Source organism: Aeromonas sp. FDAARGOS 1419 (assembly GCF_019047045.1).
In the GTDB taxonomy this organism is placed as follows: domain Bacteria; phylum Pseudomonadota; class Gammaproteobacteria; order Enterobacterales; family Aeromonadaceae; genus Aeromonas; species Aeromonas veronii.
Genome location: NZ_CP077209.1, coordinates 1,078,273 through 1,100,225 on the forward strand (window position 1 = coordinate 1,078,273; position 21,953 = coordinate 1,100,225).

The following is a 21,953-nucleotide window of genomic DNA, read 5'->3' on the forward strand; positions in this document are numbered from 1 at the left end:
AGATCACCGGTCGCTCCCGGTTAAACGGCCCAGTAAAAAAGCCCCCGCACCAAGGTGCGGGGGCTTTCGTTTATCGACGCAAAGCCGGGGTCAGACCGCCTGATACTCCAGCTCGACGGAGCCCAGCGCCTTGAGGGTGGACTGGGCGGAGTCACGCTGGCTGATCTGGCCGTTTTTGTTCTCCAGCAGCACGGCGCGGCGGATGGTGGCGAGATCTTCGCCGTTAAGCACCGCATGGGCGCAGGCCATCTGCATCGGCGGCAGGCTGGGGTTGAAGGCGGCGTTCTCGGCGTAGCGGCCAGAGAAGATGCGACCATCGGCAAACTGCAGCGCCACCGCGGCATAGCCCTGACTGTAGGGGGCGTAGCTTTGACGGGCGGCGGCCAGCGCGGCCTGCCACAGCGGGTCTTCGCTTTGAAGCTCAAGCTCTGCGTGATCCTGCGGGCTCATCAGCGCATCTGTGATGTCGAGATCCGCCGGGCCAAACGAGTGGGGCAGGAAGGATTGCAGGGCGCTCAAGTCATCGGGCAGAGAGACTTTCAGGATCTTGGCGGTGCTCAGCTCGTTCATGAACTGACGGCAGTGGCCACAGGGGGTGTAGTTGACGGTGATTTCGCTGATCCCGGTCTCGCCACCCAGCCAAGCGTTGGAAATGGCGGACTGCTCGGCGTGGACCGAGTGGAACAGACCTTGCCCAGCAAACTCCATGTTGGCACCGAAGTACCAGCTGCCGCTCAGGCCACAGGCGATGGCACCTACGTAAAATTTGGAGATGGGCGCCACCGAGCAGGCAGCGGCCAGCGGCAACAGGGCGAGGCGCAGGGCGCGATCATCGAGACCTGTGGCGGCTTTCAGGGTGGCGACTTGCTCCGGCGTGAAGCGGGCGTTGAAGTCGGCACTATCCAGCATGGGCTGCACGGCTGCTTTGAGCGGGGCAGAGAGGGTATCGAATGGCTTGGCAAAACGGGGATGCATAGTGTGTCCTCAAAGGCCAATTGGGCGGCCATTGTAGGGAGCAAGCTCGGGTAAATGTGTGAGCAGGCTCACGCCCTGATGGGCAAACGGAGGGGGATGGTAATGGAAACGTTTGTCTTGTGCAAATTGTGCGGCAGGTCGCACCCCGACAGCGCTGCAGAGCCGTCGGGGTGGTTAATCATCGGTCAGGTGAGCCAGTGATAGATGGCAAAAAGGAGGGGAGCGACGGCCGCGGTGAGGATCCCGCACACCACCATGGCGAGCGATGCAAAGGCCCCCTGGGTGATCCCCTTCTCGGCGGAGGTGGCGGTGCCGATGGCGTGGGCACAGGCCCCCATGGCGAGCCCTTGCGCTTCCGGGTCGGTCACTTTGAACAGTTTGAGCAGCGGGTAGCCGATCAGGGCGCCGACAATTCCCACCACCACCACCACGGCGGCCGCGATGGCGGGAATGCCGCCGATGGACTGGCTGACGCTCATTGCGAGCGGGGTGGTGATGGATTTGGTCGCCAATGAGGCGAGCAGCGCCGGATCTGTGCCCATAAAATGACCGATCAGCAGGGTTGTGCACACCGAGATCAAGACGGAGGCGAGGGTACAGATTAGGATGGGCTTGAGCTTGGCCTGGATCTGGCGCGCTTGCTGATAGAGCGGCAGCGCCAGCGCCACCACGGCGGGCTCCAGCAGCATGGTGATGGGGCTGCTGCCGCGCTCGTACTGCTCAAGGGGCAGATCGAACCAGAGCAGCAGGCCAATGATCACCGCGGTCGGCACCAGCACCGGATTGATGATGGGCCAGGGCAGGCGTCGATAGAGGGCGCGGGTGGCGAAATAGAGCGCCAGGGTCAGGGGAATTGCGAGCCAGAAGATCATTTGTTCATCCTCTGGTAGAGCCGACCGACGGTGGCGAGGATCAGCACGATCCCGAGCACGATGCAGAGCATGATGACGCCGAAGGATTGGCGCAGGGGCTCAAGCCAGGCCACCAGTCCGACCGCGACCGGCACGAACAGCACGCCCATGTGGCGCAGCAGCAAGCCTGCCCCCAGCTCGATCCAGTGCAGCTTGATCAGTTGCAGGGAGAGCAGCACAAACAGCAGCAGCATGCCGATGATGCTGCCGGGAAAGGCGAAAGGCAGGATGGCTGCCACGGATTTGCCTGCCAGCAGGCAGGCGACGATGACCATAAAGTCACGAAAGTACAGCAAGGCGCGTTGCGCGATCACGTGAACCTCATCGACTGGGAAGAAAAATCGCAGTTTACCAGAGAGGCCGGGTCGCGGCATTAAAACAATAACAACTGAAATCAGTTCGTTTGAAGCTGATTTGTATGCAGATTATCTGTTGAACATCGTCTGATAGAACCCTTTTCGAACTACAAGGAGTAGTGATGACATCCCTCTTGTCCCGAGTTCGCCAGCTGGCGAACGATAATGCGTTGCCACCCCATCTGCTGCAAACCCGTCAGTGGGAAGGGCCCCTGTGCCGGGTGCGACTCGACAACACCGGCGCTGATGCCACTCCGGTTGAGCGCTGGGTGCTGTTTGACGGCAAGCTTGGCCTGCCGGTGGAGAGCGCCATCTATGGCGAAGGATTCCAGATGCTGGCCCAGACCATGGGTTGCTGGCAATCACCGCAACATGTCGGCCGTTGCCCCGATGCAAGCGTCTATCGCATCACCAATGACAATGGCTTTCACACCATTCACAACCTGTTGCTGGTGGAGCATGGCAAGGGGTGGTTGCTGCTCGCCTTTGCCAGCTGCCACCGTTTTGGCGGGGAGTTTCGCCTCTATCCTGATGGTCGCCTGCAGATCCTGATGAATTGCGAAGGGCGAAAACTTGCGGCCGGTGAGCACTGGCAGAGCGAGGCGCTGATCTGCCTCGAAGGGGCGGAGCGCGAGGATCTGCTGGCCGAGCTGGCACGGCTGATCGAGGCTGAGCATGGCTCGCTGATCGGCAAGGTGAGTGAGCGCCCGAGCGGCTGGTGCTCCTGGTATCACTACTACGCCGAGGTGAGCGCTGCCGATATTCGCGAGAACCTGCTGGTGCGTGCCGAGCGCTTCCCGGCCCTGCACTATGTGCAGATAGACGACGGCTATCAGGCCAAGATGGGCGACTGGCTCACACCATCGGCCAAGTTCGAGCAAGGTGTTGCTTCATTGGCTGCGGAGATCAAACAGGCTGGCTGCGAGCCCGCCCTCTGGGTCGCTCCCTTTATTGCAGAGCCCGGTTCACAGGTGTTTCAGGGTCACCCCGACTGGTTTGTGAAGGGGGATGACGGCCTGCCGCTCCCCTCCGAGCGGGTCACCTTTGGCGGCTGGCGCTGCACCCCCTGGTATGTGCTGGACGGCACCCACCCCGAGGTGCAGGCGCACCTTGAGCAGGTGTTCCGCACCCTGCGCGAGCAGTGGGGCATCCACTACTTCAAGCTCGATGCCAACTTCTGGGGCGCCATCCACGGTGGTCGTTTCCACGATCCGGCCGCTACCCGAGTTGAGGCCTATCGGCGCGGCATGGCCGCCATCCTGCGTGGTGCAGGTGAAGGTGCTTTCCTGCTCGGTTGCAATGCGCCCATCTGGCCAAGTCTTGGGCTGGTGCACGGCATGCGGGTGAGTGATGATGTGGAGCGCAACGGCCACCGCTATCGCCAGATCGCCCGCGAGGCCTTCTGCCGCGCCTGGCAAAATGACAAGCTCTGGGCCCTCGACCCCGACTGCATCTGCCTAAGGGATCTGCCAAGCCAGCAGGCAAGCAAGGCGGATTACAGTTTCCATCTGGCTGCGCTGGTGGCGAGCAGCGGCATGATGCTGGCCGGTGATCGACTGCAAGATCTCGATGAGGAGCAAGCGGCGCAACTGTGCAAGTTGCTGGCGCTCTGCGCCGCCCGGGCACCCTCTGCCCGTTTCGAGTCGATGGACTTTGCCTGCGGCGAAGTAAGCCTGCCCGAGGGTGGCACTCTGCTCTGCCTGTTCAACTGGGAGGGGCAACCACAGGAGTTTCTGCTGCCGGAAGGGGGAACCGATTTTTGGCAGGAGCAGGCTGTCGGTACGGCTGTCACCCTGCAAGGGGGCGAAGGGCGGGTGATCCACTACACCTGATCACAGCGTCACCATAAACAATTCAGGCTCCATCACGGAGCCTGAATTGTTTCAATCAGCGGTTATCAGTAACGCCACTCAAAACCGACGGCGTATTTGGCAGAGCCATAGCCCGGGATGTCACTGCCGGAGGCGATCGCCTTGAGGGTCAGCAACGGGGTGATGGGCACCCCCAGACCAAAACCGATGGCCAACTGATCATTGGGGTTCCCCATCAGATCGACCCGCATCACCCGATAGAGGGACATGTCCTCGCTCAGGTGCATATAGGCTTGCGAAGCGCGGTTATAGACCTGACCAAACACCTCCAGCTGGAAACCTGACTGGGCGCTGATGGCCAGCGGTACCCCGACAAACTTGTAGAGATGGGAGCCGTTGAAGTAGCTGTTGGTGATCAGGGGAGTGAAATCAGTCTGCTGATAAAGGGTGTTGAAGTTCTGTTCTACGATGCGATAGGTCTGCTCGGGCAGGCGAGCAAGATAATCCGGCACATCGAACCGGTATGCGGCGTTGGCTGCCAGTGGCAGCAGGGCCAGTAATCCGAGCAGTGCGTGGTGACGAGGCATCAGCAAATGGCTTCCGTTCGGCCAAAGAGATCTCTTGCTTGGGAGACATCCGCTCAGGATGTTGCAAGATATTGGTTTTTGGGGAAATCCCCTTCGTCATTATGACCTGAAGAAGGGGATGAGCGGAGAGGATTTATTGTGAAACTACTCACAACTCATAAATCTTCCAGATAGTGATAGAGACTCTTTAGAATCGCGAAGTTCCGTTCGTTACTCTGGTTCTGCTCGGCCAGCGCCTCGAGACGGGGCACGTAGTCCGGCAGACGGCGGCTGAAGTAGTCGCTGCAGTGCAGGCGCCAGCGTTTCTGCTCTGCTTCGCTCAAGGTGTGTGGCCAGTTGCGGGCGCGGTAGCGGAACAGCATCTCCGGCAGCCGGGAGTCGGTAAAGGCGAACTCTCGCTCACCCAGCAGATCCGCAGGGGTGGCACGCACCAGATCCATGGTGGACTTGTCGCCGTGACCGAAGAAACCGGCGTAGAGCTGGGTATCGGGATCGCCGTCATTGCTGCCCGCAAACTCCTGATTGAACACTTCCACCAGTTTTTCCCGCACTTCGGGGTGGGCGCGCAGCAGATCCAGGCTCTTGCGGCACTGCTCCCGATTGATGCCGAGCTCGTCGGCGCGCTCCGCGGTCAGGGTGGCGGCCGGTGCCAGCACCGGGCACTTGTTGATGTGTACCAGTTTCACCGGAATGCTTGCCAGATCCCCCAGCTCCTCTTTCTTGGTGTAGAGGCGCTCGCGGATCTCTTCGCTGGAGAGTTCAATGAGCGGGGTGGGGTCACGGGTCAGATCCACCATGATCACCGCGTTCTGGTTGGTGGGGTGCCAGGCAAGTGGCGAGACCCAGCTTGCACAACCCTGCCAGGGGGAGAACATGCCGGAGACGTGCACCAGCGGCTTCATGGTCACCACGTCAATCAGCGCCTTCACCTTGTTTTTGTTACGCAGATCAAAGAGATAACCAAACAGCTTGGGTTGGGCTTTTTTCACCAGCTTGGCCATCTCGATGGTTGCCAGCACGTCGGAGAGTGCATCGTGAGCATTGGCGTGGGCGACGCCGTTGGCGACCGTCAGCTTTTCAAGTCTGAAACTCGGTTTCCCCTCATCGTCAAAGGCCCACTCGATCCCCTCCGGGCGCAGGGCATAGCAGGCCCGCAGCATGTCGAGGATGTCCCAGCGGGAGTTGCCGTTCTGCCAGCTGTAGGCATAGGGGTCATAGAAGTTGCGATAGAGGGTGTTGCGGGTCACTTCATCATCGAAGCGGATGCTGTTGTAGCCCAGCACACAGGTATTCGGCGTGGCGAACTGCTCGTGGATCTGGCGAATGAAATCCGCCTCGCACAGCCCATCCTTCATCGCTTTTTGTGGCGTGATACCGGTAATGAGGCACGCCTCCGGATCTGGCAGATAATCAGCCGGCGGTTTGCAATAAATCACCAGTGGCTCGCCAATGATGTTGAAATCCGCATCGGTGCGAATACCGGCAAACTGCGACGGCCTGTCCTTGGCGGGGCTGATGCCGAAGGTCTCGTAGTCGTGGAAGTAGAATGTTGGCTCGTTGCCCGCGTGTGCTGTTTTGCTCATGTTGCTCGAGATGAGGTATCCGATGACGGCGGCTAGCGCCTGGGTGGGCGGTGCCAGGCACCACAATTGTGTGCATGGTAAACCATAGCGCAGGCAGAACGAAGGGCGAGCCGTGCAGGTGGTGGTTTATTGGGCGGTTGCTCCCGATATCTTATGCACTTCTGTCTTGCTCACCGGGACTATACGACCAATTTATCTCGTAGGATGCGATGATTTTTTATGACATCAGAATGTTAGCCTGGTCCCATATCCGCTGGTTATAAGGGGTATAACCAGCGTGTGACAGCGGGAGCCTTTAGACTGCAGGCCTCAAAACAGCAATTTTGCAGGTGGTGCAGTTATGGTGATTACTCAGGGTCCACAGTTCAACGGCAAGGCATCCAAGCGGATGCATGTGATGGCCAAACCTATCGGGGCCGTGTGTAACATCGACTGTACCTACTGCTACTACCTCAGCAAGCAGGATCTGCTGGAATACAAGAAGGGGTGTTCGCCCCAGATGGATGAGCAGACCCTTGAAACCTATATCCGCCAATATATCGAGGGGCAGAATACCCCCGAGATCATCTTCTCCTGGCAGGGTGGCGAGCCAACCCTGCTCGGGCTCGACTATTTTCGCAAAGTGGTCGAGTTGCAGCGCAAATACCAGCCGCAAGGGGTGGTGATTGCCAACGACCTGCAGACCAACGGCATCCTGCTCAACGATGAGTGGTGTGAATTTCTGGCCGCCAACAACTTTCTCATCGGTCTGAGCATCGATGGCCCCGAGCTGCTGCACAACGCCTATCGGGTCAACCGAGCCGGGCGCGGTACCTTCAATCAGGTGATGGCGGCGGTGGCGTTGCTGCATAAATACAAAGTGAAATTTGCCACCCTGACTTGCGTCAACAACCTCACCAGCAAGAATGCGCTGGAGGTCTATCGCTTCCTGCGCGACGAGGTGAAGTCGCCCCAGATGCAGTTTATCCCCATCGTCGAGCAGAAGAGTTTTCGCACCACCGCGCCCCAGACCTGGCAACCGCAGGAGCAACTCAAGCAGGGGGACAAACGCCTCAATCCCTGGCACAAAAATTCGGTGGTCGAGCCCTGGTGCGTCTCGGCCGAGGGGTGGGGGGATTTTCTCATTACCATTTTCGATGAGTGGGTGCAGCGGGATCTGGGACGGGTCTTCGTGCAATATTTCGAGGCGAGTGTCGAGACCTGGATGGGACGCAAGAACCCCCTCTGTACCTTGGGGGAGATCTGCGGCAAGGGGCTGGCGATGGAGCCAAGCGGCGATGTGTTTGCCTGTGACCACTATGTCTATCCCAAGTACAAGATCGGCAATATCCACCATCAGCCGCTCAGTGAGCTGGCGTATTCGCCCGCCCAGCAAGCGTTCGGCTTTGCCAAATCGCGCAGCCTGGCCCGCCAGTGCCAACAGTGTGACTACCAGTTTGCCTGCTATGGGGAGTGCCCGAAGAACCGCTTTATTCGCACCCACGAAGGGGAGGCAGGTCTGAATTACCTCTGTGCCGGTTGGTACAAGTTTTTCAGCCATATCGATCAGTCGATGGCCTATATCCTGCGCCGTGCCGGTTATCCGGTGGCCCATGGCAAGTATCGTGATGCGGGGATGAATAACGGCGTCATGACACATGGTCAGAGGAAATAAGCGATGCAGAGCATGTTGAGTCGCTGCGAGTTCCGTCACACCCGCTCCGGCACCATGGGCGCCTTGTGGCTGGCCCTTGGCATGACCCTGTCTGGCGCAGCGCTGGCGGTAGCCAGCCCTGAGCCGCCGGTCACCACATCAGCGAATGGGGCACCCACCGCATCCGTGGCGGCCAGTGCGCCCTCAGCCGCCCAGATCCAGCAGTGGGCCTACAGTGCGCAGGATATCTCCCTGCCAGTGGTGGCGCGGGCCGATGCCCTGCGCCAGCTGGCGGCTTATCCGAACCAGAACAGTCTGGTGGCGGTGGCCAGAACTCTGCGCGACGAGAGTGCGCTGGTGCGAGAAGCTGCGGTCGTGGCTGCTGACCCTTATCAGTTTGCGCACCGCTGGCGACTGCTCTCACCGCTGCTGGCTGACAGCAGTGCCGAGGTTCGCCGCGCCGCTACCCTCAATCTGGCGCGCGATTATGGCGCCATGAATGAGGGGCAACTGAGCGCCATTGGCCAGCCGCTAGCGGAGGTGAGCGAGTATCTCGCCCGGCAGCAGGACCCTGCGCAGCAGCTGTTGCAGGCAGATCTCTATCGCTGGACCCGGCAGTGGGACAAGGCGCAGGCAAGCTACGAACAACTGCTTGCCAATCAGCCCGATAATCCCCAGCTCTGGCTTGGCCTCTCTGACAACTTGCGGGCCCAGCAACGGGATGCCGAGGCGCTGGCCTTGCTCAACAAGGGGATTCTTGCGTTGCCGCAGAATGCCAATCTCCATTACGCCAAGGCGCTGACCCAGGTGCGCCTCGATCAGAAGAGCGAAGCGGCAGTCACCATGGCACAGGCAGCGGAGCTCGCTGGCAATAACAGCTACTTCTGGTATCTCAACGGGGTGCTGCAAGAGCCGCTGGATCTCGAGAAAGCCATCGGCTCGTTCGAGCTTGCCTACCGGATCTCCGGCGCGCCGGAGCAGCTCTATGCGGTGTGCGATATCTACCTTCGCCACGATCACCCCAAGAGCGACGCCTGCATGAGTGAACTTGGCAAGATAGCGCCCCCCGAGGTGCTGGCCGAGCTCAATAGCAAGCGCGCGAGCAAGACGAGCACGCCGCCGGTTTCCGCTGGCCAGTGATGGCTGCCACTTCTCTTACTGCACAGGTCAGGTTATGACGATCATACCGTTCAAATTCGCAATTCCGTTGCTGGCGACCACCCTGCTGGTGGCCGGCTGCACCCTCTCGGTCAAACAGGGCAACCAGCCGCTCCATACGCTGCGACAGAAGATTGAAGCGGACATGGTGCTGGTGGAAGGGGGCCGTTTTGAGATGGGCTCCAACGACCCTGCCGCCAAAGCGAGCGAAGGGCCGCAGCATGCGGTCTCGCTCAACAGCTTCTACATGGCAAAATTCGAGGTGACCCAGGCCCTGTTCGAGGCGGTGATGGGCCCCACCATCAGCTATTTCCAGGCGCCGGAGGTACCGGTCAACAACCTCAGCTGGCAACAGGCCAATCTGTTTGTGACAAGGCTCAATGAGCTGACCGGCGCTCACTACCGCCTGCCCACCGAAGCTGAGTGGGAGTATGCAGCCAAGGGGGGCAAGCTGAGTAAAGGTTATCGTTACAGCGGCTCCGATCAGATTGACGAGGTGGCCTGGTACAGCGGCAACGCCAAGAATCGCGCCTATCCGGTGGGGTTGAAAAAGCCCAACGAGCTAGGGCTATACGACATGACCGGCAATGTGGGGGAGTTTGTGGCTGATGCCTATGAAGAGACCTTCTATCGCCACAGTCCTCAAGAGAACCCGAACAATGCCCAGGAGAGCAAGAGCCACCTCGCCCATAAATCGGTGCGAGGCGGCAGCTACGCCTATGAGGCTGAATTGTCTGAAAATTTCCGGCGTGATTTTGCCAGCCAGTCGGTGATGATGGCTGACATGGGATTGCGACTGGTGCGAGATGCCCGTTAGGTCTGATCGATGGAGGTGGTCAGCCCCAGCTCGCTGACCACTTCGAACAACTGCTGGCGCAGCCAACGGTGGCCCGCCTCGGTGGTCCGGCTGGGGTGCCAGATGGCCGACAGGCTGAATACTGATTCCTCGAAGGGGAAGGGGAGTACCCGCACATCATACATGCCGGCAAAGGTATTTATGATAGAGGTGGGCAAAACCCCGATGATCTCGCTGCATGCAATGATGGGCAGCATCTCCATGGCGGTCGGCACCCGTACCACGATATTGCGGTTGGCCATTTGCGGCAGGTGCTCGGCGGTGATCATGCTGCCTCTGACCTGCCACTGGGCCAACGCCACATGCTCCTCGGTAAAATAGGCCTCTACCGTCAAGTTGCTGCCCAGTCGCGGGTGGTTGCTGGCACACACCACCTTCACCTGCTCGCCATAGAGCACCTCGCTCTTGAGCATGCTGCGCCCGCTCTGGGTCATGTCGATGATGAGATCATAACGCTGCATCCGCAGGTCACTCTCCATATCCTCGGTAAAGAGGGGATGCACCTCGAGCGAAATACCTGGGGCGTGTGCCCGGATCTTGCACAGCAGCGCCGGGACCAGTTGGGCGCTGATCAGTCTGACACAGGCGATGGAGAAGACTCGCTGGGAAGTACGTGGATTGAACGTGCGCGAGGTCGAGAGGGTCGAGCTGAAGTTTTTCAGCGCGGCCGCCATCGCCGGATAGATGTCGATGGCAAACGAGGTGGGCTCCATCCCCACGACCTTGCGATTAAACAGAGGATCACCGTAGATCTCCCGCAGTCGCTTGAGGGCCTTGCTGACGGCGGGTTGGCTGATCTCCATGCGTGTCGCCGCCCGGGAGAGGCTGCGCTCTTCATAGATGGCGACAAAGATCGGGATCAGGTTCAGCTCGGTACTTCGGATGTCTAACAAGAGAGGCCTCGTTACATGTTCGTGGAGAAATCACACTGCCTTGGCACTGCCGGGTAGCCGGAGGGGAGAACCTGCCACGCCAGTCAGGTGGCGTGGCAGCCAGCGGGTATCCCACTTTGGCAGTGTAATGAAGTGGGCAAAGTGGGACAACCAGTGCAGGGGTTGGTTGCTGCGTGGCGTACTTTATTTATCTGTTGGCGTTGCAGGATGATTGATCCGCTGAGGTCGGTTTGCCAGTCAGGGGGGCCAGTCCTGGCAGGGCCGCTTGCCAGCCGATGATGTGGCCCAACCGTGAACGGATGTTGCCAAGACTGGCGCCCCGTTGCTTTTGCAGGCGCACCAGCAGGCGCCAGCCCATCCTGAGCGCATCAGCCCGATCAAGGGGATCTTGCTGGAATACAGCCTGTTGTTGCTGCCAAGCCGGATCGGAACTGACACGGCTAAGTTCCAGCCAACCCCTCTTGGCCCGCAGATAGCGATAGGCCAGTACCCGCACCGCCCCCCACTGCCTGCACCAGATGGCGGCCCCATATTGCCAGCCGAGCGGGCGAGGGTGGTGACGGTAGTAACGGGCCATAGCCAGGAGCGCCAGCACCAGCAGGGCTACACCACTGGCTACTCCAAGCAACCGATGCCAGTAGGCCGCCAGCCAGGAGGCGGGAGTGTGGCGCACTTGCAGGGTCTGCCCAGGGAGGGTCAGGGTCTGCAGCTGGCCAGTTTGGCTGTTCCACCAGGCAAGCTCCAGCGCGGGCAGGGTCAACTCACCACCGCGCTGCACGATATAGGTAGTCTGATCTTCCCGTGTCGAGAGGTACTCCCCCCGCTCCTGGGTATCGTTCAGTCGGGCTTGCGCCGGATAGGCCTGTACCCGCCCACCGCTTGCAAGCGGAGTGATCAGCGGCGGGATCAGTACCGAGAGAGTATCCTGCCCGCTGGCGGTTACGGTGCGGGTGATTGCATCCCCCACCCGTAGCTCGCCGTCAGCATGGTCATCTGCAGAGCGCTGCCAACGCTGGCTCAGGGTGAGATTGCTGGCGCTCAGCCAACGCCCGCCGACCGTCAGGGCTGAGTCGGGCAGAGCGGCGGCAAAACGCTGAGGGTGGGTGGTAAGGGTGATCTGCCGGGAGCCCCCTTCAGGGCGCGCCACGGTGGCCCGCACCACGATGGCGGGGATCTCGAACTGGCCGGATTGCTGAGGATAGAGCGTCAGCTCCCAGCGCTGATGCGACCAGGTCTCGCCATCGCGGCGCTGGGCGAAGTTGGTCGCCAGCTCGCTGCGCTGCTTGATCATGACCCCCGGCAGCTCGAACTGGCCGATGCGGGTACCCGCGGTAAACCAGCGGTTGGTCGCCAGCTCCAGATAGAGGGTGATCTGTTGGTTGACGGCATAGGGGCGCTTCTCCTCCCCCTGATCTTTCAACCAGCTCTTGAGGGTCACCTGAGTGGCGTCAGTCGCATCAGCGGCCTCGGCAGCCTGTGTATCGACCGTGATCAGCACGGCCCCGAGCAGGGTAGCGGTCGCCATATATCTGCACAGCCAGTGGCGGAGTTTATTGTGCCGGTTGCACATGGGTAGGCTCCTTGTGGGTGGCAGAACGAGGACGGGCGGTTGCGCCCGTTTGCTGCGCTTGTAGCTGGAGGCGGAATTTGGCTTGCAGGAAGTCACCGGGATCAGACTCCACCCGGCGCAGCCACTTTTCGGCCTGCGCCGGATTGGCCAGGATCTGATCTGCGGTCAGGGTTTCGCGCGCTATCAGGGATGAAGCCACGGTCTCTTCCGCTCCGTCGGCACTGCGTGGCTCATCATCGGGCAGTTCACTGGAGTGATCAGGTCCATCCGGCGTGCCGGTCTGGCTCTGACTGGCGCGGTTGATCTCGTCAACAATCCGGCTCATCACCTGATAGTTATGGGCGGCTGATTGGCGCACGCTCGGGTCGCTGGCCTCGTCAGCCAGTTTCCGGAACAGCCGGCGGGCGGCCAGATACTCACGCTGTCTGGCGAGGGCATTGCCGGCATAGAGCAGAGCCTGTTCGGAGTCGGCTTGCAGGAATGCTGACTGGGCCAGTGCAAACTCGGCGCCATAGTAGTAGGCCACCCCCTTGTAGAAGGGATCTTCATAGTGTTTAGCCGCCTCCAGATAGTCCCCCTGCTGGAAGTACCACTGCCCCTGCTGATCCGGGGTGAGCCAGAGGTTGAACCACTGCTGTTTCAGCTCCTTTGCCCAGTGATTGATCGCAGGCTCTGTCGGCTCTGCGGGCGCCAGCGAGAAGGTGGTGGCCTGCGCAGGCGTCGTCTGTAACAGGGAGAGACCGATGGCTGCCACCAGACCCCACTGCACCAGCCAGCCTTTGCGAAACCAGAGCAGCAGCAGGGCGACGACCGGAAAGAGCAGGTAGTAACCCATGTCCTGCCAGGGCATCAGGGAGTCGTTGTGGATCAAAAAGTTGCGTTCAATCCCCCGGTTGATGCGCTCTACGTCGCCATTATCCACCGTCATGGTGAGCAGGGTGCCATTGCTGTCACTGGCCAGTCGCCTTAGTGAGGCAAGCTCCAGCGGGCGTTTCCCACTCAGGGCCGGGTCGCCAGCAGCCAGGATCAGCAGCTGACGGGATTGACCACGGAAATAGTCAGCCAAGGGGGCGATGGCGGCGGGGCTGATGCCATCACTCACCAGCAAAACGGTGCTGCCGGTCTCATCGGCCAGAAGCTCGGTGAGCAGCGGGATCACCTGTTCGGTGCGCTTGCCCGCTTTAGGCATGATCTCGGGACGGATGGCGGCGAGGATAGGGTCATAGACGGCATTGTCACGGGTCAGCGGCATGGCGGTGTGGGCCGAGCCGGCAAAGACCACCAGCCCGTTGCGCCCGCCATCGCGGGTCGCCAGCAGATCGCTGATCTTCTGTTTGGCCCGCGTCAACCGGTTGGGGGCGATATCCGTTTCCAGCATGGAGTCGCTGTTATCGAGCAGGATCAGCAGGGCGCCCTGATCTTCGCCAAAGGGGGATGGTTCACGGCTCCAGGTCGGCCCTGCGCAGATCAGGATGGCGAGCCCCATCAACAGCCCCAGCATCTTGAGGGGCAGGTTCTTTTTCCAGCCGGTATCCCCCAGCGTCAACGCCTCGCGCAGATGGGGCGGCAGCCGCTGTTGCCAGCGGTTTGCTTCATCCATGCGCCAGCGCAGCAGCAGGATGGCGACAAGGGGGAGCAAGGCCAGCAGCCACCAGGGGCGCAGAAAGTGGGCATTCAGCCAGAGCTGTTGCCAGTAGAGAGGATCCATCATGGCGTGTCTCCTGAGAGAGCAGTGCGCAGGCGGTAGCGCCTGAGGGTCAACAGGGAAAAGAGGGTGAGATAGAGGCCAACGCTGACGGCGATGAGGTAATGGTGCAGGCTTTCGCGGGTCTGAAAGCGGGTGCTTTCATAGCGTTGTGGCTCCAGCTCACCGATCACCTGATAGGCGCGCGTCAGCTGCGCCTCATCAAGAGCCTGAAACAACTGGCCGCCGGTCAGGGTCGCCAACTGTTGCAGGGTATCGAGATCGAGTGCCTGTTCGCCGACGGTGGCCGGATCCCCCATGGCGATAGTATGCAGCCGCACACCGTTGACCGCGGCTACCCGGGCCGCATCCCGCGGGCTGACAAAACTGCCGGTGTCGTTGCCATCGGTAAGGATGATGGCGACTTTCTCCCGCTTGGCGCTGTTCTGGTCTAGTTGCCCGTGGCGATCACTGTTGTTGAACACTTTGATTGCCAGACCGATGGCATCCCCCAGATGGGTACTCTGGCCTGCCATGGCGACATCGGTCTCCTGCAGCAGGGTTTGCCAGGTGTCGAGATCGGCGGTAAACGGCGCCTGGAGAAAGGCGGCATCCCCAAACAGGATGAGCCCGAGCCGATCTCCTTCGCGCGTTGCAGCAAATTGTTTAAGCACCTCTTTGGCGGCGTCGAGCCGACTGAGGGACTTGCCGGGGTCGGGGGAGAAGTCGGTCTCTGCCATGGAGCCGGAGAGATCCAGCACTATCATCACATCCCGCCCGAACCGCTCGCGTACCTGAGGCGGGCCATAGATGGTGGGCTTGGCCAGCGCCAGCACCGCCAGTAGCCAAACGGTGATCAGGGCGATCCGTTGCCACCAGCTGGCAGTCAGCTGGGTTGCCCCCTCACGCGGCGACTCATCCAGCAGGTCGATCAGCAGGTCGAAGAAGGGCACTTTGATGGCACTCTGCCGGGTGCGATAGGCCGGAATAAGGCGAAACACCAGCAACGGCAGGGGCAGCAGCCAGAAACAGTGGGGGTGGGCAAACTCGAGACCGGCATCAAGCATGACGGGCCTCCGTCGCCAACGAGGCTGTTTGTATTGGAGTTTGATGGTGGGCAAGCCAGTCGTTGCAGAGGGAAACGAGGCAGAGTTGATCACTGACGCTTAGCACCACCTGATCACAGACCAGCGATACCAGCCAGCGCTCACCCAGTTCGGTAGCGAAACGGGGCTGCCTATCAGCCATGGCATTGTCGAGGGTCTGTAGCAATGCCATGCCAAACAGCTTGCCGTGCCGGGGATCTAGGTGGGTCAACACCTGCTTGATCAGGTGAAACAGCGACAGACTGGCCCCGGCATCAGACCAGTTGATCGTGCGCAGGGCCGCCTGCGCTTCACGGCGGTAACGCTGTTGCCACCAGCGCTGTGCCCGGTGATAGAGCCAGAGCAGCGCCAGTGCCCCCAGGCTCAGCGCCAGCAGCAGCCAGCCTGCGGTTTGCGGTTGCCAGCTGATGGCGGGTGGTACGGTCACGTCCTGCAATTCGCGCAGCATATAGGTGCCGGGCAGCTTGTGGTTCATCAGTGAGCTCCTCCCAATGCGGTAATGAGGCGGGCGAGGTGGTGGCCACCGGTGTCGAGGGTGATAAGCGGCAATCCCTTGAGGGCCATCAGTCGCAGCAGTTGATCTTTTTTCAGCTGCTGCTGGCGGGCTAGCCCCTGATCCAGCACAGGGGTCTGGTGGGGAGCAATATTGAGCTGGTACTGGCCATCGCCGACTACCCAGCTGGCGTCAGCGGCTGTGGTCGACAGGGTCGACTCGAGGGGATCGGCGATGTGCAGTGCCAGCACATCGTTGTGCTGCTGCAAGTAACCGAGGCGGGTCAGGTCAGCCTCGGTTACTCCAGCCCAGTCGCTGAGAAAGGTCAGGGTGGTATTTTTCAACTTGAGGCGGCCCAGCATCGCCAGCAGGGGGGCCAGACCGGTCGCCTCGCTGTCGCGGCTGGTGGCCGAGAGAGCATGATTGGCGGCACAGAGCTGGCGCAGTCCTGCCAACCAGTGACCACGGGAGCGCTGGCCGCGCAGCCACGCCACGCCATCGCAGTGCAAAATGGCGAGCCCGACCCGATCGCTCTCTTTGAGTACTTGCCAGCCGAGCAGGGCAGCGACTTCGGCGGCCACCACCGACTTCATCACCTCCACCGAGGAGAAGAACATGCCGCTGCGCTGATCAACGCAGAGGATCACGTGACGATCTTTCTCTTCGCTATAACTGCGCACATGGGGGCGGCCGGTGCGCAGGGTCACTTTCCAGTCCAGGGTGCGAATATCATCCCCTTGCTGATAGTGGCGCAGTTCTTCAAAGTTGAGCCCACGGCCGCGAAAGCGTGACGGGTGGCGGCCGCACAGCAGGTTGCCGCTGTTTAGCCTGGGTAGCAGTGAAAACTGGCCGATCAGCCCCTGTAGCCGGACCAGTGTCAGGTAGTCGCAGTGGATGCGGGGGTCACCACTGGGCGGTTGCCCGCCCTGTGTCAGCCTGTCATGGGATAAGGAGCGAGGTATCATGGTATCGCTTACCCGATGACGATGTGATCGAGCAGAGTCATCACCACCTGCTGGGGATCCACCCCATCTGCCAGCGCGTCATAGCTGAGGGTAAAGCGGTGGCCAAGCACGCTGGGCACCATGGCGCGCACATCGTCGGGCAGCACATGGTTGCGCCCTTGCAGCCAGGCATAGGCGCGGGCGCACTTGTCCAGAGCAATGGATGCGCGGGGGCTGGCGCCGACCGCAATCCACTGTGGCAGCCCGGTAGCCGGGTAGCGATCGGGGTGTCGGGTTGCCATGACCAGCGCAATGATGTAGTGCTCCACCAGCGGTGAGACCGTCATGGCCGAGAGCTCTGATCTGGCCTGCAAGATGAGCTCAGGGGAGAGGGGGGCGAACCCCTCGTTCTGCTCACGGGTAACGCGCTCTTCGGCCCGCACCAGCCGAATGATGGCAAGCTCTGCCTCATCATCGGGGTAGGCGACCGAGACCTTGAGGGCAAAACGGTCCATCTGGGCTTCTGGCAGCGGGTAGGTCCCCTCCTGCTCGATGGGGTTCTGGGTGGCCAGCACCATAAAGAGCGCGGGCAGGCGATGGCTCTTGTCACCGACGGTGACGGTGCCTTCGGCCATGGCCTCCAGCAGCGCCGCTTGAACCTTGGCGGGGGCGCGGTTCACTTCATCGGCCAATACGATGCTGTTGAAGATGGGGCCTGGCTGGAAACGCAACTGGTGGGCTCCGTCACGCTCCTGATACATCTCGGTGCCGGTCACATCGGAGGGGAGCAGGTCGGGGGTGAACTGAATGCGGCCGAAGCTGGTATTGAGGGCTTCTGCCAGCGCCTTGACCGAGCGGGTCTTGGCGGTACCGGGCAGACCTTCGAGCAGCACGTGGCTATTGGTCAGCAGGCCGATGACCAGGGCGCGGATCACATGGGACTGGCCGACCACACTGTGACCAACCTGTTCGATGAGTTGCGAGATCTGTTGTTGCAAGGGGTTCATAGGGTTTTCCACAGGGTACATTTAACGAGACAGAGATAGGGCTAGGAGGGGCCAACGGGTTTTCAATTTCCAGCCGGCACGGGGCGAGCCGGCTGGAAATTGAAAACGCCCACCAGAGAGTGATGGGCGTTGGAGTCACCGCCTTACTTGATGGTGGCCACTTTTTGCTTGAGTGCGTCCAGCTCTGCCAGTTTGCCCTTGAGCATCAGGCTCTGGGAGCTAATGCTGGCCGGGTTCATCTGGAAGCTTTGTTGCATCGGGTAGTTGGGCAGAGTGTCGAAGAACTCTTTCAGGATCCCCTGTACCGGTACGAACAGCCACATGTTGTCTGCCATCCAGCGCATATACATGCCTGACTCGTGTGGTGCTTTTTCGAACGGATCGGCGCGCAGGTTGATGATTTGCGGCCAGTTCGGGGTAGCTCGGACGGCATCAGAGATGTTGCCCTCCATGGTGGCAAAGTTCAGCTTGAAGTCATTCCAGCGCACGGCGTTGAGCTCGCCGTTGGCGGAGAAGTAGAGCATTGAGTTGCGTGGGGAGGTATCGGCTTTTCCGGCGAGATACGGCATGAAGTTGTAACCGTCCAGTTTCACCCGCCACTGTTTGCCGTTGGCCTTGTAGCCCTTGGCCAGCTTCTCTTTCACATCCGGTACACCGGCAGCGGCCAACAGGGTCGGCATCCAGTCCTGATGGGCCATCATGGCGTTGACCTTGGTGCCTGGCTTGATCACGCCCGGCCAGCGAACCAGTTGCGGAACCCGCATCCCGCCTTCCCATGTGGTGCCTTTTTCGCCGTAGAAGGGGGTGGTGCCGCCATCCGGCCAGCTGACGGTCTCGGCGCCGTTGTCAGTGGTGTATATCACGATGGTGTTGTCGGCGACCCCCAGCTCGTCCAGTTTGTCGAGCAGGATCCCCACCTGATCATCGTGCTCCAGCATGCCGTCGGCATAGATGCTGACGCCGGATTTACCCTGATACTTCTCCTGCAGACGGGTCCAGACATGCATGCGGGTGGCGTTGTGCCAGATGAAAAAGGGCTTCTTGGCCTTGACAGCTTTCTCCATGAACGCCAGCGAGGACTCGAGGAACTCTTCGTCAGCATGCTCCATGCGCTTGCGGGTCATGGGGCCGGTATCTTCAATCTTGCCGTCGGCAGAAGATTTGATGACGCCGCGTGGGCCGAACTTCTTCTTGAACTCCGGATCTTTCGGGTAGTAGTAGGTTTCCGGTTCCTCTTCCGCGTTCAGGTGATAGAGGTTGCCGAAGAACTCGTCGAAGCCGTGCTTGGTCGGCAGGTGCTGGTTCTGATCGCCCAAATGGTTCTTGCCGAACTGAGCCGTCATGTAACCCTGCTCTTTGAGTAGATCACCGATGGTGGGCGCCCAATCCGGAATGCCGTGGGTGGATCCGGGCATGCCGATGGTCAGCAGACCGGTACGGAATGGCTCTTCACCGGTAATGAAGGCGGCGCGGCCGGCGGTGCAGGATTGCTGACCGTAGTGATCGGTAAAGAGGGCCCCTTCATTGGCGATCCTGTCCAGGTTTGGGGTCTGGTAGCCCATCATCCCCTGGTTGTAGGCACTGATGTTCCAGTAGCCGATGTCATCGCCCATGATGGCAAGAATATTGGGCTTGGCGGCTGCTGTGGCACTACCAGCGGTGGCCATTAAGGCAAGGCTCATGGCTATTTTGTTTATTTGAATGGCCATTATTGGCTCCACTCCTAATCTGATGTGAATTGGTACACAAAATGGGCGATGAAAGCAGCGTGCGTTTAACGCGGTGGAAATATCATCCCGTGCAGGCTGTTGGAGGGGATGGAATACCCGGATGGGCACATTCCCCTTTATCGCTATCGTTATGACCTGCAAAGAGTGATATGACCTGAATAGCCCGAGTTAACCGCCGCTTGGAAATCAGCTTTCAACAGTTTCACTCTATAAATCCCGTTTATCTTTGTCGCCTTATAGCGAATATAACCGCTGGTTATCCGTTATTTTTTCTCCAACTCTTCGGTCACAGGCTATCGGGTGGGCTGCGAGCGAGCATGGGAAGCTGTATCCAGAAGGCGGACGTGTCTACTGCTATCGATGGCGACAAGGCGAATAAATGGGTGATGGAGTTCACTGTTCGGCTAATCAATTTAGGGGATGAGAGCTGTTATGAGCGTTGTGGTCTGCCTTTATTCAAAATTCTAACTGGCAAGTCGAGCACTCTTTAATTCTGATTAAGTCATAATTAAGTAAAGTTGGGGTGTTGATTGTTTCGCTCAGATATGAGTTTTTAAAATTGCTCACAATCTCTACGCGAAATTTTAAAAGTCTGCTCGCATATTTTTGAACGGATAAATATGACTTGAATGGGAGTGGCCAAATAAATCCAGCTGTGATCTTTGTCTTTTCAAGGTGCCAGGGTCATAAATGCCTATAAAAACAAGGTAAAAGGTTCAGCTATTGACTAAGTTGATAGAAGGCGAAGCATAAAACAGCGCCAGTTTGATACGACAACATCGCATGGGACCCGGATCATGGACAGAGCGCAGGGCGCAGCCCCCTTTTCATTGCAAGTGGATCTAAGGCAGGTGGTGTATGCCCTGTCAGCCTCGCTGGATCTGGTGGGCATTGGCGATGTGGCCCACGGTAAACGGGTCGGGATTATGGCTGCCGAGTGCAGCCGGGAGCTGGGGATGAGTGAGGCCGAACGCTGTCTGCTGTTCGAGCTCGGGGTGCTGCATGATATCGGTGTCTCCTCGACCATCACCCATCACCATCTGGTCAGCGAGTTCGATTGGGAGTCCTCCCAGCGCCACTGCGAGGTAGGGTATCAGCTGCTCAAGGATTTCCGTTTGCTGGCCCCGCTGGCCCTGCCTATCCGATATCACCATACCCACTGGCACCTGTTGCGCGAGATGGCCGATGTGGACCCCAATGTAGCCCGTCAGGCCAACCTTATCTTTCTGGTGGATCGCTGCGATGCGTTGGCGGCGCCCTACTATGGCGATGGTTCATTGTTGATGCATACCAACGAGATCCGCGCACGCCTGCAGGATTTCCGTGACGAGTTCTTTGCCCCCGAGCTGGTGGATGCCTTCCTCAAGGCGTCTCGCTCTGAGGCATTCTGGCTGCAGCTGGAAGCTCGCTCCATCAATGATTACATGCTGGAGATGCTGCAGGTGCGGGAGCCTTGCCTGACCTTCAACGGGGAGCTAAAAGCGCTGGCGCAGATCTTCTCTGGCATTGTCGACGCCAAAAGCCCATTCACGATGACGCATTCGCTCGGTGTGAGCAGGTTGTCTCGGGCACTGGCAGAATTGATGGGAGTCAGTGCCATCCATTGTGACATGCTGGAGATCGCCGGTTTGCTGCATGATCTGGGCAAGCTCAGGGTGCCGGACGAGATCCTCGACAAGCCTGCCAGCCTGACGAAAGAGGAGCGGGCCATCATCAATACCCACAGCTTCGAGACTTACCAGATCCTGCGCCACATCGAAGGGTTTGAGGAGATTGCCTGCTGGGCGGCCTATCACCATGAGGAGCCTGACGGTGAGGGCTATCCGTTCCACCTGCCGGCATCCGCCATGGCGCTCGAAGCGCGGATCCTGCGGGTCGCCGATATTTTTCAGGCCATGGTGCAGGACAGACCTTATCGGCGCGGCATGCCTGCCCGTGACGCATTGACCTTTATGCAGCAACTGGCGGATCAGGGGCGGGTCGATCCCGCTGTGGTGGCGGTGTTGGCCGATCACTTGCCGCAGATGATGATGGCAGCCATTCCGGATCGCGAGCCGGATCATGCTATCAATTGAGGGAGAGGCTGGCCGCTGACTCATACTGCCGCGAGCCAGCTATGCTTGGAACAAGCCGAGCATGGTGCCGGTACCGGCGCACAAGACGCCAGCTTGATGGACTACCGTAGGGGAGCAGATATGGAATCGCTAAAAGCCAAGGATTATATGCAGAGCAGACCCATCACCTTCACTGCCGACATGATGGTGCAAGCTGCGGTCGAGAAATTTCTGAACAGTCATCAGCTCGGTGGCCCGGTGGTGGATGGGCAGGGCCATCTGATTGGCTGGATCTCCGAGCAGGATTGCATCGCAGTGCTGCTTAAGGAGGCCTATCACTGCGAACAGGTGGCGCAGGTCAAGGATGTGATGCGCAAGGAGGTGTTGTCGGTGGGACCCGATACCAGCATTTTGAGCCTAGCGGAGATGATGATGGGACAAAAGCCGAAGATCTATCCGGTGGTGGAGGAAGGGCGTCTGCTCGGTGTCATCAATCGCCACAACGTCATGCAGGCCATTCACGCCCAGCTCACTACCTGTTTTGTCCATCACACCCACGGTTAACCCTGTTTTTCTCTCTCCCAAGGCAAGCTTCGGCTTGC

General features: G+C 59.8%; 19 protein-coding genes. 6 read left to right on the top strand and 13 right to left on the bottom strand.

Annotated features, from left to right (window positions below; translation table 11 throughout):
- Positions 1-90: 90 nt before the first annotated feature.
- The 3 genes from cdd to I6L49_RS04680 form a co-directional block, all read right to left on the bottom strand.
- Complete coding sequence (cdd, locus tag I6L49_RS04670; RefSeq protein WP_005345271.1) at positions 91-975, bottom strand: cytidine deaminase; 885 nt, start codon at positions 973-975, stop codon at positions 91-93.
- 185 nt (positions 976-1,160) lie between these two features.
- Complete coding sequence (locus I6L49_RS04675) at positions 1,161-1,847, bottom strand: LrgB family protein (RefSeq protein WP_043850903.1); 687 nt, start codon at positions 1,845-1,847, stop codon at positions 1,161-1,163.
- Positions 1,844-2,200 carry a CidA/LrgA family protein gene (locus tag I6L49_RS04680; protein ID WP_216950727.1) on the bottom strand — a complete coding sequence of 119 codons (357 nt, stop codon included), beginning with the start codon at positions 2,198-2,200 and terminating at the stop codon, positions 1,844-1,846. The genes I6L49_RS04675 and I6L49_RS04680 overlap by 4 nt, the downstream gene beginning before the upstream one ends.
- Positions 2,201-2,364: 164 nt before the next feature.
- On the opposite strand from I6L49_RS04680, the gene I6L49_RS04685 reads away from it, so the two are divergent.
- Positions 2,365-4,074 carry a glycoside hydrolase family 36 protein gene (locus I6L49_RS04685; protein ID WP_216950728.1) on the top strand — a complete coding sequence of 570 codons (1,710 nt, stop codon included), beginning with the start codon at positions 2,365-2,367 and terminating at the stop codon, positions 4,072-4,074.
- A 65-nt stretch (positions 4,075-4,139) separates the two neighbouring features.
- Here the strand turns inward: I6L49_RS04685 and I6L49_RS04690 are convergent, their stop codons facing one another.
- Both I6L49_RS04690 and sbcB read right to left on the bottom strand, forming a co-directional pair.
- Complete coding sequence (locus tag I6L49_RS04690) at positions 4,140-4,640, bottom strand: hypothetical protein (protein WP_005360277.1); 501 nt, start codon at positions 4,638-4,640, stop codon at positions 4,140-4,142.
- Positions 4,641-4,795: 155 nt separating this feature from the next.
- A complete protein-coding gene (sbcB, locus tag I6L49_RS04695) occupies positions 4,796-6,223 on the bottom strand; it encodes an exodeoxyribonuclease I (protein ID WP_216950729.1) in 1,428 nt (475 codons plus the stop codon).
- 340 nt (positions 6,224-6,563) lie between these two features.
- Here sbcB and I6L49_RS04700 point away from each other — a divergent pair, with 340 nt between their 5' ends.
- Genes I6L49_RS04700 through I6L49_RS04710 form a run of 3 tightly spaced genes read left to right on the top strand, consistent with a single transcriptional unit; the run spans position 6,564 to position 9,831 of the window.
- Entirely contained in the window at positions 6,564-7,877 is a 1,314-nt protein-coding gene (locus I6L49_RS04700) for an anaerobic sulfatase maturase (protein ID WP_216950730.1), read from the top strand.
- A 3-nt stretch (positions 7,878-7,880) separates the two neighbouring features.
- On the top strand, positions 7,881-8,996 hold the full coding sequence (locus I6L49_RS04705) for a tetratricopeptide repeat protein (protein ID WP_216950731.1): 1,116 nt from the start codon (positions 7,881-7,883) through the stop codon (positions 8,994-8,996).
- Between the two features lie 34 nt (positions 8,997-9,030).
- Entirely contained in the window at positions 9,031-9,831 is an 801-nt protein-coding gene (locus I6L49_RS04710; RefSeq protein WP_216950732.1) for an SUMF1/EgtB/PvdO family nonheme iron enzyme, read from the top strand.
- On the opposite strand, the gene I6L49_RS04715 is transcribed toward I6L49_RS04710, so the two are convergent.
- From I6L49_RS04715 to I6L49_RS04750, 8 genes are all read right to left on the bottom strand, one after another.
- Positions 9,828-10,763: a LysR family transcriptional regulator gene (locus tag I6L49_RS04715; RefSeq protein ID WP_216950733.1), complete on the bottom strand. Its 936-nt coding sequence runs from the start codon at positions 10,761-10,763 to the stop codon at positions 9,828-9,830. The two genes, I6L49_RS04710 and I6L49_RS04715, sit on opposite strands and share 4 nt — an antisense overlap.
- A gap of 187 nt (positions 10,764-10,950) precedes the next feature.
- Positions 10,951-12,288, bottom strand: a complete 1,338-nt coding sequence (locus tag I6L49_RS04720) for a BatD family protein (protein WP_254127542.1) — start codon at positions 12,286-12,288, stop codon at positions 10,951-10,953.
- A gap of 25 nt (positions 12,289-12,313) precedes the next feature.
- On the bottom strand, positions 12,314-14,044 hold the full coding sequence (locus tag I6L49_RS04725) for a VWA domain-containing protein (RefSeq protein ID WP_216950735.1): 1,731 nt from the start codon (positions 14,042-14,044) through the stop codon (positions 12,314-12,316).
- A complete protein-coding gene (locus tag I6L49_RS04730) occupies positions 14,041-15,084 on the bottom strand; it encodes a VWA domain-containing protein (RefSeq protein ID WP_216950736.1) in 1,044 nt (347 codons plus the stop codon). Before I6L49_RS04730 ends, I6L49_RS04725 begins: the two co-directional genes overlap by 4 nt.
- The gene (locus I6L49_RS04735; RefSeq protein WP_216950737.1) at positions 15,077-15,598 is read right to left on the bottom strand and encodes a DUF4381 domain-containing protein; all 522 of its coding nucleotides are present in this window, start codon (positions 15,596-15,598) and stop codon (positions 15,077-15,079) included. Before I6L49_RS04735 ends, I6L49_RS04730 begins: the two co-directional genes overlap by 8 nt.
- A complete protein-coding gene (locus tag I6L49_RS04740) occupies positions 15,598-16,581 on the bottom strand; it encodes a DUF58 domain-containing protein (protein WP_216950738.1) in 984 nt (327 codons plus the stop codon). Before I6L49_RS04740 ends, I6L49_RS04735 begins: the two co-directional genes overlap by 1 nt.
- Before the next feature lie 8 nt (positions 16,582-16,589).
- Positions 16,590-17,567 (bottom strand): MoxR family ATPase, encoded by a 978-nt coding sequence (locus I6L49_RS04745; RefSeq protein WP_216950739.1) that lies wholly within the window; start codon positions 17,565-17,567, stop codon positions 16,590-16,592.
- 143 nt (positions 17,568-17,710) lie between these two features.
- Entirely contained in the window at positions 17,711-19,249 is a 1,539-nt protein-coding gene (locus I6L49_RS04750) for an arylsulfatase (RefSeq protein ID WP_254127544.1), read from the bottom strand.
- 845 nt (positions 19,250-20,094) lie between these two features.
- Between I6L49_RS04750 and I6L49_RS04755 the strand changes: the two genes are divergently transcribed.
- Together I6L49_RS04755 and I6L49_RS04760 are read left to right on the top strand one after the other, a co-directional pair.
- Complete coding sequence (locus I6L49_RS04755; RefSeq protein ID WP_216950740.1) at positions 20,095-21,372, top strand: HD-GYP domain-containing protein; 1,278 nt, start codon at positions 20,095-20,097, stop codon at positions 21,370-21,372.
- 120 nt (positions 21,373-21,492) lie between these two features.
- Complete coding sequence (locus I6L49_RS04760; RefSeq protein ID WP_005333273.1) at positions 21,493-21,915, top strand: CBS domain-containing protein; 423 nt, start codon at positions 21,493-21,495, stop codon at positions 21,913-21,915.
- Positions 21,916-21,953: the final 38 nt, after the last annotated feature.

Bases quoted from the DNA above. Each gene is read 5' to 3' on its own strand.
- I6L49_RS04705 (WP_216950731.1), top strand. From the start codon at position 7,881: ATGCAGAGCATGTTGAGTCGCTGCGAGTTCCGTCACACCCGCTCCGGC.
- I6L49_RS04720 (WP_254127542.1), bottom strand. From the start codon at position 12,288: ATGGCGACCGCTACCCTGCTCGGGGCCGTGCTGATCACGGTCGATACA.
- I6L49_RS04730 (WP_216950736.1), bottom strand. From the start codon at position 15,084: ATGCTTGATGCCGGTCTCGAGTTTGCCCACCCCCACTGTTTCTGGCTG.
- I6L49_RS04725 (WP_216950735.1), bottom strand. From the start codon at position 14,044: ATGATGGATCCTCTCTACTGGCAACAGCTCTGGCTGAATGCCCACTTT.
- I6L49_RS04760 (WP_005333273.1), top strand. From the start codon at position 21,493: ATGGAATCGCTAAAAGCCAAGGATTATATGCAGAGCAGACCCATCACC.
- I6L49_RS04735 (WP_216950737.1), bottom strand. From the start codon at position 15,598: ATGAACCACAAGCTGCCCGGCACCTATATGCTGCGCGAATTGCAGGAC.
- I6L49_RS04700 (WP_216950730.1), top strand. From the start codon at position 6,564: ATGGTGATTACTCAGGGTCCACAGTTCAACGGCAAGGCATCCAAGCGG.
- I6L49_RS04750 (WP_254127544.1), bottom strand. From the start codon at position 19,249: ATGAGCCTTGCCTTAATGGCCACCGCTGGTAGTGCCACAGCAGCCGCC.
- I6L49_RS04755 (WP_216950740.1), top strand. From the start codon at position 20,095: ATGGACAGAGCGCAGGGCGCAGCCCCCTTTTCATTGCAAGTGGATCTA.
- I6L49_RS04685 (WP_216950728.1), top strand. From the start codon at position 2,365: ATGACATCCCTCTTGTCCCGAGTTCGCCAGCTGGCGAACGATAATGCG.
- I6L49_RS04690 (WP_005360277.1), bottom strand. From the start codon at position 4,640: ATGCCTCGTCACCACGCACTGCTCGGATTACTGGCCCTGCTGCCACTG.
- sbcB (WP_216950729.1), bottom strand. From the start codon at position 6,223: ATGAGCAAAACAGCACACGCGGGCAACGAGCCAACATTCTACTTCCAC.
- I6L49_RS04740 (WP_216950738.1), bottom strand. From the start codon at position 16,581: ATGATACCTCGCTCCTTATCCCATGACAGGCTGACACAGGGCGGGCAA.
- cdd (WP_005345271.1), bottom strand. From the start codon at position 975: ATGCATCCCCGTTTTGCCAAGCCATTCGATACCCTCTCTGCCCCGCTC.
- I6L49_RS04675 (WP_043850903.1), bottom strand. From the start codon at position 1,847: ATGATCTTCTGGCTCGCAATTCCCCTGACCCTGGCGCTCTATTTCGCC.
- I6L49_RS04745 (WP_216950739.1), bottom strand. From the start codon at position 17,567: ATGAACCCCTTGCAACAACAGATCTCGCAACTCATCGAACAGGTTGGT.
- I6L49_RS04710 (WP_216950732.1), top strand. From the start codon at position 9,031: ATGACGATCATACCGTTCAAATTCGCAATTCCGTTGCTGGCGACCACC.